We start from the raw sequence: 14,073 nt of genomic DNA on the forward strand, positions 1-14,073 counted from the left end.
TTCATGAGCTTTTTGACACTTAGCAACATCAAGAAATCCTTCGGCTCCGTGCAGGTCGTGCATGATTTCAACATGGCCATCGAAAAGGGCGAGTTTGTCTCCTTCCTCGGGCCATCGGGCTGCGGCAAGACCACCGTGCTGCGCATGATCGCCGGTTTCGAAACCCCGAGCGGCGGATCCATCGTCATCAACGGCAAGGACCAGACGGCGCTCAGACCGAACCAGCGCAATATCGGCATGGTGTTCCAGGCCTATGCGCTGTTCCCCAACATGAATGTTTATGAAAACGTCGCCTTCGGCCTGAAAGTCGCCGGCAAACCGAAAGCTGAGATCGATGCACGCGTGAAGGAAATGCTCCAGCTCATCCATCTGGAGCATCTCGCGGATCGTTACCCCTACCAGATGTCGGGCGGCCAGCAGCAGCGCGTGGCGCTCGCCCGCGCGCTCGCGCCGAAACCGGAAGTGCTTCTGCTGGACGAACCGCTCTCCGCGCTCGACGCGAAAATCCGCGTCTCGCTGCGCGAGGAAATCCGCCAGATCCAGCAGAAACTCGGCATTACCACCATTTTCGTGACCCACGATCAGGAAGAGGCCCTGTCGATTTCCGACCGCATCGTCGTCATGAATGGCGGCCGCGCCGACCAGATCGGCTCCCCTTTCGATATCTACAACAAGCCCGCGACCCGCTTCGTCGCCTCTTTCGTCGGCACGCTGAACCTCATCGACGCCACTGTGGTCGATTCCTCATCCAACACCATCCGTGTCGGAGAGCAGCAGATCACCCTGCACAAGCCGGTCAATGCGGCGAACGGCGAAAAAATCACCCTTGCCCTGCGACCGGAAGCGGGCGCGCTCGGCGGCGATGCGAAAGGCGATGTCGCCATTTCCGGCCTCGTCACTTCCAGCCAGTTCCTCGGCTCCGTCATCCGCACCCGCCTCGATCTTGGCGGTTCCACCCTGTCTTTCGACATGTTCAACGATCCCGGCACAGCACCGCCCGCCGTCGGTGAGCAGGTGACGCTGAAATTTGCAGCCGGCGACCTGATGCTCATCAAGGACTGAAGCGCTTTTCCAGCCACAAAACCCCTTCGCCCATTTGCGGGAAATGGTAGAGCAGGTATGACTTCGAACCTGCATACCAACCATGTGAGGCCATGATGCGCGCGCTTTATTACGAACTGTTCGGCGAGACCCCGGTTGTCGCGTCTCTGCCCGATCCGGAACCGACCGATGGCGGCGTGGTCATCGAGGTAAAGGCGACGGGTCTCTGCCGCAGCGACTGGCACGGCTGGATGGGGCATGACCCGGATATTCGCCTGCCGCACGTTCCCGGCCACGAATTCGCCGGCGTGATCGCCGCTGTCGGCAAAAACGTCACCCGCTTCAAGACCGGCGACCGCGTCACCGTGCCCTTCGTTTCCGGCTGCGGCCATTGCCATGAGTGCCGTTCCGGCAACCAGCAGGTTTGCGAGGCGCAGTTCCAGCCCGGCTTCACCCATTGGGGCTCCTTCGCCGAATATGTCGCCATCGATTATGCCGATCAGAACCTCGTGCATCTGCCGGATACGATGAGCTACGCCACCGCTGCCGGCCTCGGTTGCCGTTTCGCCACCTCCTTCCGGGCCGTAACCGATCAGGGACGCCTGAAGGGCGGCGAATGGCTGGCGGTGCATGGCTGCGGCGGCGTCGGTCTTTCCGCCATCATGATCGGCGCTGGCCTCGGCGCGCAGGTCGTCGCCATCGACATTGCCGAAGACAAGCTCGAACTTGCGCGGCAGCTTGGAGCAAGCGCCACCATCAACAGCCGCGCGGTTGCCGATGTTGCCGAGGCGGTTCGCGAGGTGACGGGTGGTGGTGCACATGTCTCTGTCGATGCGCTCGGCCACCCGCAGACCTGCTGCAACTCCATCAGCAATCTGCGTCGGCGCGGCCGCCATGTGCAGGTGGGGCTGATGCTGGCAGACCACGCCATGCCCGCCATTCCCATGGCGCGGGTGATCGCGCATGAGCTGGAGATCTATGGCAGCCACGGCATGCAGGCGTGGCGTTACGAGGACATGCTGGCGATGATCGAAAGCGGCAGGCTCGCGCCGGAAAAGCTGATCGGCCGCCACATCTCACTGACTGAGGCAGCAACCGCCCTGCCCGCCATGGACAGCTTCAGGGAAAGCGGCATCAGCATCATCGACCGGTTCGAATAGTGCAGGCTCCTGAGACCGTCTGAGGTTTAAGGATTCCGCACCGATCAGGCGCTCCTGCGTCCGAATGTCCGGACCGGAGCGGCTCCCGGGGCAGACGCGTGGACCGACGATGCTGCCGGGATACGCGCCGCGTGATCCGTCTGGCTATCGCTCCATTGACGGTTCATCAACTGCTTCTTGCGGACCTCCAGGGGGTCGGGAGTGTCCTCCTCCTCCTGCCGCTGACTTCCCGCAACTGCGGAGATCGTCGCCAGTCGCGAAATCCACCGCACTAGCTGCATGCCCTTGTGAACAAGCACAAAGATACCAATAATTGCGACCGCTATGATAATCACAAGGTTCCAGGGCGCGTCGCTGTCCCTCGCCGCCCGCTCCATGCGGTCTTTTGTCGTCGGATCAAAACCAAGCGTCGCCTTCAGCCTGGCGATATCCGCATCGCTGAGCCTGCTGTACCGCTCGCCACGATACAGCACATAACCGCTCCTATCCCCGCTGTTGAGATAACCAACGTCGAATGCTTCCCCGTCGCGAAGAAAAGGCTCGTTGTCCGGCAGATCATAAACGAGATCGACGGTCTCGCCGCCGCCGAATCCGGGGATGACAAAAAAACGGGACTTCCGCGCCTCAGCTTCGCTCACGAATATCGCGGAAAATAGAAACGCGACCGAAAAAAGCGCAATATGCTTCATTCACTCTCTCCAAAAACAACGAGAATGATGACAACTGGCATTACTGAATTAATTTGAAGTATATACTTACGATAACATCTTAAATTTAAGATATATATTGCATATATCTAATGTAGATCGATTTATTACTTATAATTAGACCCACTAATTTATAATAAAATGGACTTCTAACGATGCGACATGACGTATCTCCGCCAACGCTATAAACCATTGGTGCGAACAGCGCCCCACGTTAAGCCGCAATCACACGCAATTGCTTTGAGCATAGCGCCGCGATGATGCGACAGAGCGCAACGTCGGCGAACATGACGGATGAGATACAAGGAACGCGACATGCTGTTTCTCGATAGCGTAACCATGAAAGAAACCCCGGGCGGACGGGATGAATATCCTTTCTCGGTTCCGGCGCTGCGCCATCTGGAACGCCTCGAGTTCAAGACGCCGATCACCTTTTTTGCCGGCAATAACGGCTCCGGCAAATCGACGCTGCTGGAAGGGCTGGCGGCGGGAATGACGGCCTATGCCATCGGCAATCACGGCGAGGTTGCCGGCGACCTCTACCTTCAGCATGCCGAAACCGTGGCGAAGTCCTTCTATTTCGCCCGCAAGAAATATCCGAAAATCCGCATGTTCATGCGCGCGGAAGACGTGCTTGGTTATATCCGCCGGCAGAACGAGGATGCGCTGGACGATTTTCGCTGGGAGCGGGAAAAGGCCCTCAAGAAGGGCGAAGACTTTCCGGAAGAAACCCCGGATACGTTTCGCAGGATCGTCAGGAACAATGTCATCGACCGGCGTTCGCATGGCGAAGGATTTCTCGATATCATGCAACAGCGGCTGCATGGCGCCGGCCTCTATTTTCTCGACGAACCGGAAAGCCCGCTTTCGCCGCAAAAGCAGCTCGAACTGGCGGCCCTTATCCGTGACGCCGCCGATGGTGGCGGGCAATTGATCATCGCCACCCATTCGCCGGTGCTTTTGGCCATTCCCGAGGCGACCATCTATCATTTCGACGCGGACGGCATCACCGAGCGCCTCTATGACGAGCTGGAAAACATCAATTTCCTGCGCCGCTTTCTTGATCGTCCCTCGAAATACCTGAGCGATTGAGCGTCGATTAGGCTTGAAATCGCGCCGCGCTTGCCGCATGCCCATAAGTAATAGGTAATTTAGAAAAGAAGCAGCCTCATGTCTCCCACCACCACACCGGCGGCAGCCCGGCCCCTCAACGGTCAGGATTACAGAACTCTTGGCCTGTCGGCCCTCGGCGGCGCGCTGGAATTTTACGATTTCATCATCTTCGTATTTTTCGCCACCGTCATCGGCCATCTGTTCTTCCCGCCGGAAATGCCGGACTGGCTGGTGATGATCCAGACTTTCGGCATCTTCGCCGCGGGTTATCTGGTACGGCCGCTGGGCGGCATCGTGCTGGCGCATTATGGCGACCGTTACGGCCGCAAGCGCGTCTTCGCCTTCTCCATCCTGCTGATGGCGCTCTCGACCCTCGGCATGGCGCTGATGCCGACCTATGCCACCATCGGCGTGGCCGCCCCCATCCTGCTCATCATCCTGCGCATGCTGCAGGGTGCCGCCATCGGCGGTGAAGTGCCGGGCGCATGGACCTTCGTTGCCGAACACGTGCCCTTCCGCCGCGTCGGCCTCGCCTGCGGCTTCCTCACATCGGGCCTTTCCTTCGGCATCATGCTGGGTTCGCTGATCGCCTTCGCCATCAACTCGCTCTTCACACCGGAGGACGTTGCCGGTTACGCCTGGCGCATCCCCTTCCTGCTCGGCGGCATTTTCGGCCTCATCGCCGTTTATCTACGCCGCTGGCTGGAAGAAACGCCGATATTCACCGAGATGAAGAAGTCGAAATCGCTGACGGACAAGCTGCCGCTCGGGCTGGTGCTGAAGCACCATATGCGCGGCGTGGTCATTTCCGCCCTGCTGACCTGGGTTCTCTCGGCCGCCATCGTCGTCACGACGCTGATGACGGCCACCTTCCTGCAGAAGCTTTACGGTTATACCCCGACACAGGCGCTGGCAGGCACCAGCTTCGGCACGCTGTTCCTGATCTTCGGCGTCATCATCGCCGGCGCGCTGATCGACCGCGTCGGCTCCGGCATCTTCTTCATGGGCGCCAGCATCTTCTTCGGCATCGCCACCTTCACCTTCTACAGCTATGCCGGCACATCGCTTCAAACCATGTTCGTGCTTTACGGCGTCATGGGCCTTTCGGTCGGCATGGCGGGTGCGGTGCCATACGTCATGGTGCGCGCCTTCCCAGCCTCGGTGCGCTTCTCGGGCCTCTCCTTCGCCTATAACGTCTCCTATGCCGTCTTCGGCGGGCTGACGCCGATTGGCGTGACCACGGCGCTCGCCGTCAACCCCATGGCCCATGCCTGGTATCTGGTCTTCATCGCCGTCCTCGCCTTTTGCATTGGCCTCTATCTCTATCTGCGCGGCAGCGAGGTGGAGAGCCATGTCGGCATCGAGGAACTGGCGGCGTTACGGTCTTAAACAATTGAATGAATGCAAAAAGCGCGGGGCTTACCCGCGCTTTTTATTGAACGGCAGCACACCGAAACATCACGCCGCGCTGTCGATTTCCTCCGCGCCGTTCGTCGGCACGTAATTGAGGACAGGACCGAGCCAGCGCTCCACCTCTTCCACCGGCATATCCTTGCGGCGCGCATAATCGAGAACCTGATCGCGCTCCACCTTGGCGACACCGAAATAATAGCTTTCGGGATGGCCGATATAGATGCCGGAGACGGAGGAGCCGGGCCACATGGCGTAGCTTTCCGTCAGTTCCACACCCGCCGCATTGGTGGCATCGAGCAAGGCGAAGAGCGTCTTCTTTTCAGTATGATCTGGCTGGGCCGGATAGCCGGGCGCTGGGCGAATGCCGGCATAGGCCTCGCCAATCAGCTCATCGCCGTTGAAGTTTTCCTGCGGTGCATAACCCCAGAACTCCTTGCGCACCCGCTCATGCATGCGCTCGGCAAAGGCTTCCGCGAAACGGTCGGCCAGCGCCTTGACGAGGATTGACGAATAATCGTCATTCGCCCGCTCGAAACGCTCGGCAATCGCCACTTCCTCGATGCCCGCCGTCACCACGAAACCACCGACATAATCGGCAACGCCGCTATCAACAGGCGCCACGAAATCCGACAGCGCCACATTCGGGCGACCATCGCGCTTGGAAAGCTGCTGGCGCAGCGTGAAGAAAGTCGCCAGCTCTTCCTTACGGCTTTCATCCGTGAACAGCCGGATATCGTCGCCCACGGCGTTGGCCGGCCAGAAGCCGATCACCGCGCGCGGCCGGAACCAGTTTTCCTCGATGATCTTTTTCAGCATCGCCTGCGCATCGCTGTAAAGCTGCCGCGCCGCCTCGCCCTGCTTTTCGTCATCGAGAATGGCCGGGAAGCGGCCTTTCAATTCCCATGTCTGGAAGAAGGGCGTCCAGTCGATGTAACGGGAAAGCTCTTCCAGATCATAAGTTTCGAACACCCTGGTGCCGAAGAATTGCGGCTTGACGGCGCTATAGGCCGACCAGTCGATCTTGTGCGCATTCTCGCGGGCGCGGGAAAGCGGCAGGCGCTGCTTCTCGCGCTCATTGCGGGCGTGCGCCTCCGCCACCTTGGCATATTCGCTGCGAATACCGTCAATATAAGCGGGCTTCTGCTCGGCGGAGAGAAGCGCAGACACGACGCCCACCGCGCGCGAGGCGTCGGTGACATAGATTGCCTGCCCCGCCTCGTAACGCGGATGAATTTTCACCGCCGTATGCACGCGGCTGGTCGTTGCGCCGCCGATCAGGAGCGGAATGTCGAAACCCTGCCGCTCCATCTCGGCCGCCACATGCACCATCTCGTCGAGCGACGGGGTGATGAGGCCGGAAAGGCCGATCACATCCACCTTTTCCGCAATCGCCGTTTCAAGGATTTTCGTCGTCGGCACCATGACGCCGAGATCGATGATCTCATAATTGTTGCAGGCGAGAACGACACCGACAATGTTCTTGCCGATATCATGCACATCGCCCTTCACGGTGGCCATCAGCACCTTGCCGGCGGCACTACGCTCAGACCCGCCATTCAGGCGCTTTTCCTCTTCCATGTAAGGAAGCAGCACGGCCACGGCCTGCTTCATCACACGGGCGGATTTCACCACCTGCGGCAGGAACATCTTGCCGGAACCGAAGAGATCGCCGACCACATTCATGCCGGCCATCAGCGGCCCTTCGATGACGTGCAATGGGCGCTCCGCCTTCTGGCGCGCCTCTTCCGTATCGGCCTCGATATAGTCGGTAATGCCGTTGACCAGCGCATGTTCCAGCCGCTTCTCGACGGGCAGTTCGCGCCAGGAAAGGTCCTGAACCTTGGTATCCTTGGCGCCCGTGCCACGGAAACGCTCAGCGACCTCCAGCAAACGCTCGGTCGCGTCGTCGCGACGGTTCAGCACCACGTCCTCGCAGGCCTCACGCAGTTCCGGGTCGATATTGTCGTAAACCGCAAGCTGCCCGGCATTGACGATGCCCATATCCATGCCGACCTGAATGGCGTGGTAGAGGAACACGGCATGCATCGCCTCACGCACCGGCTCATTGCCGCGGAAGGAGAAGGACAGATTGGAAACGCCGCCGGAAATATGCGTCAGCGGCATGGTTTCGCGGATGGTTCTGGTGGCCTGAATGAAATCCACGCCGTAATTATTGTGTTCCTCGATACCGGTCGCGACGGCAAAGACGTTGGGATCGAAGATGATGTCTTCCGGCGACAGGCCCGCCTTCTCGGTCAGGAGCTTGTAGGCGCGCGAGCAGATCTCGACCTTGCGCTCATAGGTATCGGCCTGCCCGACCTCATCGAAGGCCATGACCACGACCGCCGCCCCGTAATTATGGACGAGCCGCGCCTGCTGGAGAAACTTCTCCTCGCCTTCCTTCAGCGAAATCGAATTGACGATCGACTTGCCCTGAACGCATTTCAGGCCGGCCTCGATGATCTCGAACTTGGATGAGTCGATCATCACAGGCACACGGGCGATATCCGGCTCGGCGGCGATGAGGTTCAGGAATTCCACCATCGCCTTTTCGGAATCGATCAGACCCTCATCCATGTTGATGTCGATGATCTGCGCACCGTTTTCCACCTGATCGCGGGCAACCGCCAGCGCCGCCGTGTAATCGCCGGCGGTGATGAGCTTGCGGAAGCGGGCCGAGCCGGTGACGTTGGTGCGTTCGCCGACATTGACGAAGGGAATATCCTTGGTCAGCACGAAAGGCTCGAGGCCCGAAAGCGACATGAAGGGCTTGTGCTCGGGAATTTCGCGCGGCTTGTAACCTTTGACAGCCTCCGCAATCGCCCGGATATGCTCCGGCGTCGAACCGCAGCAGCCACCGACGATATTGACGAGCCCGTCGCGGACAAAGCCCTCGACCTGACGCGCCATCATCTCCGGCGTTTCGTCGTATTGGCCGAATTCATTCGGCAGGCCGGCATTCGGATAGGCGCAGACGAAGGTATCGGCCACATCCGAAAGCTCCTGAAGATGCGGACGCATGGCGTCGGCACCCAGCGCGCAGTTCAGGCCGATGGTGAAGGGGTTGGCGTGGCGCACCGAGTTCCAGAACGCCGAAGGCGTCTGGCCGGAAAGCGTGCGGCCGGAAAGGTCGGTAATCGTGCCGGAGATCATCACCGGCAGGCGGATGCCCTTTGCCTCGAAACGCTCCTCGCAGGCGAAGATCGCTGCCTTGGCGTTCAGCGTATCGAAAATCGTTTCGATCAGGATGATATCGGCGCCGCCGTCGATCAGGCCATCGATCTGCTCGCCATAGGCGATGCGCAGATCGTCGAAGCTGACGGCGCGAAAACCGGGGTTGTTGACGTCAGGCGAAATCGAGGCCGTGCGGTTGGTCGGGCCGATGGCGCCCGCCACGAAACGGCGGCGGCCATCTTCCCGCTCGGCGCGCTGAGCGGCACGGCGGACAATCGCTGCACCCTCGCGGTTGAGATCGTAGACGGCGTTTTCCATCTCGTAATCGGCCTGCGCGATGCGCGTGGACGAAAACGTGTTGGTTTCGAGAATATCCGCACCCGCCATGGCGTAGCGATAGTGGATGTCTTCGATGGCATCAGGCTGGGTCAGGATCAGAAGGTCGTTATTGCCCTTCTGGTGACAGGCACAGCCGATAAAACGATCGCCACGAAAATGGTCTTCGTCAAAACCCAGCCCCTGGATCTGCGTGCCCATGGCGCCGTCGAGAATGAGGATGCGTTCGCTGGCGGCTTCGCGCAACGCCTTGAAAATTTCCGCGCCGTCACGCTTTGCCCCTTCAGGGCCGAACAGATCGTCAAACACGGGCACACTCCTCATTTCGATTTGCAAGATCGCAAGCCGTCAAGTCACATAAAGATATGTTTATGTCAATATATCTTCAAGGGACAGGCATGGCTTTGCGCAGTTGCGGCACGTTACGAAATATCGCTGACAGATGACAGGTTTATACGGCAAGGATATAAGCCGAAGCAGCAAACCGCATGGAGGACGAGAATGCCCGAGGACGATCACAACAGCCGCAACTGGAACACCCTGCCCTGGCATCGCCAATGGCTGGTAAAACAGGCCGAGGGACTTTTCGATTTCTTCCAGTATCGCGCCGTCAACCCCGCCGGCGGCTTCTTCGATCTCGATGCCACGGGCGCACCGCTGCAGCCAAACGACCCCGTGCGCGGCATCCATGCTTCGGCCCGCATGGTGCATTGCTTCTCCATCGGCCACCTGCTCGGGCGTCCGGGCTGCGGCGATATCGTCGATCACGGCATGACCTATCTCTGGAACAGGCACCGCGACGGCGAGCATGGCGGTTATTTCTGGCAGGTGAACGATGCCGGCCCGGTGGACGCCACCAAGCAGGGTTATGGCCATGCCTTCGTGCTTCTGGCCGCCTCTTCCGCCAAGACCGTCGGCCACCCGCTGGCCGACAGGATGCTGGCCGATATTACCGAGGTTTTGGAAACCCGCTTCTGGGAAGAAAAACACGGCGCCATCGCCGAGGAATTCCATCGCGACTGGTCGCCCATCGAGAATTATCGCGGCCAGAACTCCAATATGCACCTGACCGAGGCGCTGATGGCAGCCTATGAGGTCACCGGCGACAACAGCTACCTCAGCAAGGCGGAGCGCATCGCCGATCTCGTCATCCGCCGCCGCGCCGGAGAGCTGGACTTCCGCGTGCCGGAGCATTTCGACGAGAACTGGACGCTCGACAGGGAGTATCGCGGCAACGAAATGTTCCGCCCCTCCGGCTCCACCCCCGGCCACTGGCTGGAATGGGCGCGCCTCATCCTGCAATTGTGGGTGCTGGGAGAGCGCCGACACGACTGGATGCCGGTGGCCGCGAAATCGCTGTTCGTGCAATCCATGGCGCTCGGCTGGGATCGGGAAAAGGGCGGCTTCTTTTATACGCTCGACTGGGACGACAATCCCGACAAGCGGGCTAAGCTCTGGTGGCCCATGTCCGAGGCGGCGGGCGCTGCCCACTTCCTCAACGAGAACCTGCCGGCGGACAACTTCTATGAAGACAGCTATCGCCGCATCTGGAGCACCATCGCCAACAACTTCATCGACCATGAGAATGGCGGCTGGCACGAGGAATTGACGGAAGATCTGGTTCCCGCCCACACGCTGTTCCCCGGCAAGGGCGATATCTACCACGCGCTGCAGGCCTGCCTCATCCCGCTTTTCCCGGCGACGGGAAGCCTGACGAAGGTGATCAGGGAAAGCGGCGGGGATTATTGAGGCTCGCTGCGGCCAATAGCCCCTCCGCCGTCATGCTCGGGCTTGTCCCGAGCATCTGCAACCTATCCGCTGAACGCAACGTGGTTGGATCCTCGGCACAGGGCCGAGGATGACGCCGCGTATAAAGCAATCCTCAAAACCCGATGGTTTCCTCGAAATCGTCCCAGGACTGGTACATTTCATAACGCCCGATACCGGGGATCGGCACATGCCCGTAATAGGGCGAAAGCTGAAATTCTGCGGCCGCCTCGCTCTTGCCGGCCACGGCGGCCACATAGATGGCGGAGGCGAGCCCGGTGCGGTTCGCGCCATGTTCGCAATGGATGAGGATCGGTTTTTCCGCATTGCGCAGCACGGCCGCCAGCGTTTCCGAATCTTCCACCGAGACCTTTTCGCTTGAACTCAGCGGATAATCGACAAGCCGGATGCCATTGTTCTTGGCCGCAAGGCTTTCGGCATCATACCAGCCTTCACGCTTTTCATCGCGCAGGTTGATGATCGTCTTGATGCCATAAGCCTTGGCATAGGCCGCGATGTCCTTGCCGCTCGGCTGGGCCGAACGATAAAGCTCTCCGGGAATGACTTCGTGAAAATTTCCGGTCAGTTGACCGATGCCCATATGCGCACCCGCCAGAACCGGCAGGGCGACAAGGCCGATGGCGGTTATTTTCAGAAACTTCAGAACAATACGCAAAACATCAACCCGCGACATTCATCGAATGGAGGGGGAAATGGCATCGCAAATGGACGAAAACAAGTCAGCGACTGGCCGAGCCGGTTCCGTTGCGGACGATGGCAATTCACCCATCCGCCTGAAACCTCTGTGATGCAGGGATTTTTCGGCCGCCCCTCACCGGCGCGAAAATTTTCAAAATGCCGTGATAACCGGCAGCCGCACGAACCGCTCAGTCGAATTCCGCGGAAATGACGGTGACACGCCATTCCAGCCGTTGCGGCTCCACCCTTTCATTGTTGCGCATCCGGAACGCCCGGCAGGCCGAGAAAGTCTCCCCGGCCTCGATCCGTCTTTCGCTCACCTGATAGGGATCGAAGGAAACGGAGGCACGGAAGGCCGGTTCGAACCCTTCGAGCGTATAGGTCAGCCGCTGTACGGCGACATCATTGTCGTTGCGGAAGCTGACACGGATCGGCAATGCCGCATCCGGGCAGGCTGCATCGAATCCGGCACTCGCGACGATATGGTCAAGCCGCTGGTTGCCGCGCCACCAGTCATAAATCACAAAGGCGGCGGTGGTCGTCCAGATCAGCAACAGGCAGATGACAACGGATTTGAGATGCCGCGGAAATGCAATGAGGGTGAGAAGAAGAATGGCGCTGAGAACGGCTCCGACAATCACGTCGCCCCTCCTCCGCTAAAATAAAGCCTCATGCGATCTCATCCTCCCATGCCCTTTCCGCCCGCAACGATCCCCCTCACCGGGAAGTCGCAACGGTGTAGTCTCAACCGCAGCTCATGCCGCCGGCAATGCAGCGAAAAGCATCGGCACCGCCATAGTCTATCACAACTCTATGGTCGCGCCCTGTGCTGTCAAGACAACCAAGCGTGACGTCGGCCGGCCGCCCTGCCGGACTTTTGACGAAACGGCGAAGGGAACCAAACACGGCCAAAGACGTTCGCCGCATCAGAACAGCATGGCGGGGCGATAAAAAGCCGCGATCCGGGGCAAGACGGCCAGCAAAGCCGGGAGGACACGAGCGCCTCTTGGAACCGCCGAACCCTAACCCATATTAAAAGCAGCTAATCTATGCTATGGATGTCAGTCAGCTCAGGGAGAAAAACGATGAAAACGCTGATCGTAACGTCACTCCTGGCCCTGTCGGCCAGCACCGCAATGGCCGCGGATGCCGTATACGAAACGCCCGCACCTCCGGTCGCGCAGGAAACCCTGCCCGTCTTCACCTGGTCTGGCCCCTATCTTGGTATTCAAGGCGGCGCGGGCTGGGCGAATGGCGATTTTTCGGCGGGCGGTCCGGTCGCCTCGGATAATTTCGACGGCGGTATTCTGGGTGCCTTCGTGGGTTACAATTACCAGTTCGACAATAATCTGGTCCTCGGCATCGAAGGCGATGTCGATTATAACTGGAACGACAATGACTATGCGGGCACCGAAATCGGCACCGACTGGCAGGGCTCCGTTCGCGGCCGCGTCGGTTATGCCTTCGACCATGCCCTGCTCTATGCCACCGCCGGCTGGACCGCGACACGCGGCTTCATCGAAACGCCCGGCGCCGGCAAGGACAGCACCACCTTCAACGGCTATACCGTTGGCGCGGGTCTGGACTATGCCTTCACCGACAATGTGTTCGGCAGGCTGGAATATCGCTACAACGATTATAGCGACAAGGACATCTTCGGCATCAACACCGATGTCGACCAGCACACTGTGAAGGTTGGTCTCGGCGTGAAGTTCTGATCGCGACCAATCCGATTTCGACAAAAAGCCCGGCCATACGCCGGGCTTTTCCGTTACTGAAAGCCTGAACCGGCTTGAATTCTTACATTCTGAAATCAGAAAAATATGAACTGTGCTGAAATGGAATATTCACAGGCCGTTCACCCGTCCCGTGCCATGATCCGGGCATAATGAGCCTCTATCTCCCGAAGCAGGCTTATGGAGTAGCCCCGATGAAAAAGATAATTCTTTCCACTATTGCCGCGCTGGTCGCCACCGGCAGCATTTTTGCATCCTATGGCACCGCTGCCGCGCAGGACTATCCCTATCGCCCGCGCTATGACCGTGGCTACGACCGGGGCGGCCCACCCCCGCCGCCCTACCGCGAGCACCGCCGCCACAATGACGGCGCAGCGATTGCCGGCGGCCTCGCCGCAGGCGTCATCGGCGGCCTGATCGGCGGCGCCATCGCCAACAGCAATAACGGCCCGCGCTACTACGAGCCGCCACCGCCGCCCCGCCCGCGCTGCTGGTTCGAAGACCGCCGCGTTCCCAATTCCTATGACGGCGGCTGGCATACGGAAAGTATGCGGGTTTGTAACTGACATTAAAGCTTTCTCGATCCGGCTTGCCCCATCGGCACGCCGGATCGGCTCCGACGCATTCATTCCGCAGCCGGAACTTGCCATCGGCATAGCAGAGATCACGCCTCAGACGTGACAGAGGCGCGCTCGCGAAGAGCCACAAAACATCCCAAGCAATTGATCTTGAAAGAAAATGGTGGGCCCGGAGGGACTCGAACCCCCAACCAAGCGGTTATGAGCCGCCGGCTCTAACCATTGAGCTACAGGCCCTTTTCGGAAAAACCAGTCCGAAACACCGATTTCGCAATGGCTCGAATCCGGTGGGTCACGCTCTAACGTAATTTTTTGAGCCCGACAAGCCAATGATGCTTTCGCAAAGCAG

11 protein-coding genes and 1 tRNA gene are annotated in these 14,073 nt (G+C 59.6%); 7 read left to right on the top strand and 5 right to left on the bottom strand.

Annotation, left to right across the window (positions count from 1 at the left end; all coding sequences use genetic code 11):
* The first annotated feature begins 3 nt into the window (after window positions 1–3).
* Together EM858_RS16590 and EM858_RS16595 are read left to right on the top strand one after the other, a co-directional pair.
* Window positions 4–1,062, top strand: a complete 1,059-nt coding sequence (locus tag EM858_RS16590) for an ABC transporter ATP-binding protein (protein WP_127757290.1) — start codon at window positions 4–6, stop codon at window positions 1,060–1,062.
* A 95-nt stretch (window positions 1,063–1,157) separates the two neighbouring features.
* Window positions 1,158–2,201, top strand: coding sequence for a zinc-dependent alcohol dehydrogenase family protein (locus EM858_RS16595; RefSeq protein ID WP_127757313.1), 1,044 nt, complete (start codon window positions 1,158–1,160; stop codon window positions 2,199–2,201).
* A 44-nt stretch (window positions 2,202–2,245) separates the two neighbouring features.
* Here EM858_RS16595 and EM858_RS16600 read toward each other — a convergent pair whose 3' ends face one another.
* The gene (locus tag EM858_RS16600; protein ID WP_127757291.1) at window positions 2,246–2,890 is read right to left on the bottom strand and encodes a hypothetical protein; all 645 of its coding nucleotides are present in this window, start codon (window positions 2,888–2,890) and stop codon (window positions 2,246–2,248) included.
* 333 nt (window positions 2,891–3,223) lie between these two features.
* Here EM858_RS16600 and EM858_RS16605 point away from each other — a divergent pair, with 333 nt between their 5' ends.
* Both EM858_RS16605 and EM858_RS16610 read left to right on the top strand, forming a co-directional pair.
* Window positions 3,224–4,000, top strand: coding sequence for an AAA family ATPase (locus tag EM858_RS16605; protein WP_127757314.1), 777 nt, complete (start codon window positions 3,224–3,226; stop codon window positions 3,998–4,000).
* Between the two features lie 78 nt (window positions 4,001–4,078).
* Window positions 4,079–5,410 carry an MFS transporter gene (locus tag EM858_RS16610; RefSeq protein ID WP_127757292.1) on the top strand — a complete coding sequence of 444 codons (1,332 nt, stop codon included), beginning with the start codon at window positions 4,079–4,081 and terminating at the stop codon, window positions 5,408–5,410.
* 69 nt (window positions 5,411–5,479) lie between these two features.
* On the opposite strand, the gene metH is transcribed toward EM858_RS16610, so the two are convergent.
* A complete protein-coding gene (gene metH, locus EM858_RS16615; protein WP_127757293.1) occupies window positions 5,480–9,253 on the bottom strand; it encodes a methionine synthase in 3,774 nt (1,257 codons plus the stop codon).
* A gap of 192 nt (window positions 9,254–9,445) precedes the next feature.
* Here metH and EM858_RS16620 point away from each other — a divergent pair, with 192 nt between their 5' ends.
* Entirely contained in the window at window positions 9,446–10,693 is a 1,248-nt protein-coding gene (locus tag EM858_RS16620) for an AGE family epimerase/isomerase (protein ID WP_127757294.1), read from the top strand.
* Between the two features lie 133 nt (window positions 10,694–10,826).
* On the opposite strand, the gene EM858_RS16625 is transcribed toward EM858_RS16620, so the two are convergent.
* Both EM858_RS16625 and EM858_RS16630 read right to left on the bottom strand, forming a co-directional pair.
* Complete coding sequence (locus EM858_RS16625; protein WP_003522823.1) at window positions 10,827–11,387, bottom strand: dual specificity protein phosphatase family protein; 561 nt, start codon at window positions 11,385–11,387, stop codon at window positions 10,827–10,829.
* 211 nt (window positions 11,388–11,598) lie between these two features.
* Window positions 11,599–12,051 carry a hypothetical protein gene (locus EM858_RS16630; RefSeq protein WP_127757295.1) on the bottom strand — a complete coding sequence of 151 codons (453 nt, stop codon included), beginning with the start codon at window positions 12,049–12,051 and terminating at the stop codon, window positions 11,599–11,601.
* Between the two features lie 444 nt (window positions 12,052–12,495).
* On the opposite strand from EM858_RS16630, the gene EM858_RS16635 reads away from it, so the two are divergent.
* Window positions 12,496–13,128 carry an outer membrane protein gene (locus EM858_RS16635; protein WP_003522825.1) on the top strand — a complete coding sequence of 211 codons (633 nt, stop codon included), beginning with the start codon at window positions 12,496–12,498 and terminating at the stop codon, window positions 13,126–13,128.
* Between the two features lie 212 nt (window positions 13,129–13,340).
* Window positions 13,341–13,712: a hypothetical protein gene (locus EM858_RS16640; protein ID WP_035261012.1), complete on the top strand. Its 372-nt coding sequence runs from the start codon at window positions 13,341–13,343 to the stop codon at window positions 13,710–13,712.
* A gap of 173 nt (window positions 13,713–13,885) precedes the next feature.
* On the opposite strand, the gene EM858_RS16645 is transcribed toward EM858_RS16640, so the two are convergent.
* A tRNA-Ile gene (locus EM858_RS16645) sits at window positions 13,886–13,961 on the bottom strand.
* Window positions 13,962–14,073 lie beyond the last annotated feature (112 nt).

The organism is Agrobacterium sp. CNPSo 2736 (genome assembly GCF_004005385.1).
Taxonomy (GTDB): Bacteria; Pseudomonadota; Alphaproteobacteria; order Rhizobiales; family Rhizobiaceae; genus Agrobacterium; species Agrobacterium leguminum.

What these genes read in the sequence shown, in the direction of transcription:
- EM858_RS16590 (WP_127757290.1), top strand. Translation starts at nt 4, where the DNA reads ATGAGCTTTTTGACACTTAGCAACATCAAGAAATCCTTCGGCTCCGTG.
- EM858_RS16595 (WP_127757313.1), top strand. Translation starts at nt 1,158, where the DNA reads ATGCGCGCGCTTTATTACGAACTGTTCGGCGAGACCCCGGTTGTCGCG.
- EM858_RS16600 (WP_127757291.1), bottom strand. Translation starts at nt 2,890, where the DNA reads ATGAAGCATATTGCGCTTTTTTCGGTCGCGTTTCTATTTTCCGCGATA.
- EM858_RS16605 (WP_127757314.1), top strand. Translation starts at nt 3,224, where the DNA reads ATGCTGTTTCTCGATAGCGTAACCATGAAAGAAACCCCGGGCGGACGG.
- EM858_RS16610 (WP_127757292.1), top strand. Translation starts at nt 4,079, where the DNA reads ATGTCTCCCACCACCACACCGGCGGCAGCCCGGCCCCTCAACGGTCAG.
- EM858_RS16620 (WP_127757294.1), top strand. Translation starts at nt 9,446, where the DNA reads ATGCCCGAGGACGATCACAACAGCCGCAACTGGAACACCCTGCCCTGG.
- EM858_RS16635 (WP_003522825.1), top strand. Translation starts at nt 12,496, where the DNA reads ATGAAAACGCTGATCGTAACGTCACTCCTGGCCCTGTCGGCCAGCACC.
- EM858_RS16640 (WP_035261012.1), top strand. Translation starts at nt 13,341, where the DNA reads ATGAAAAAGATAATTCTTTCCACTATTGCCGCGCTGGTCGCCACCGGC.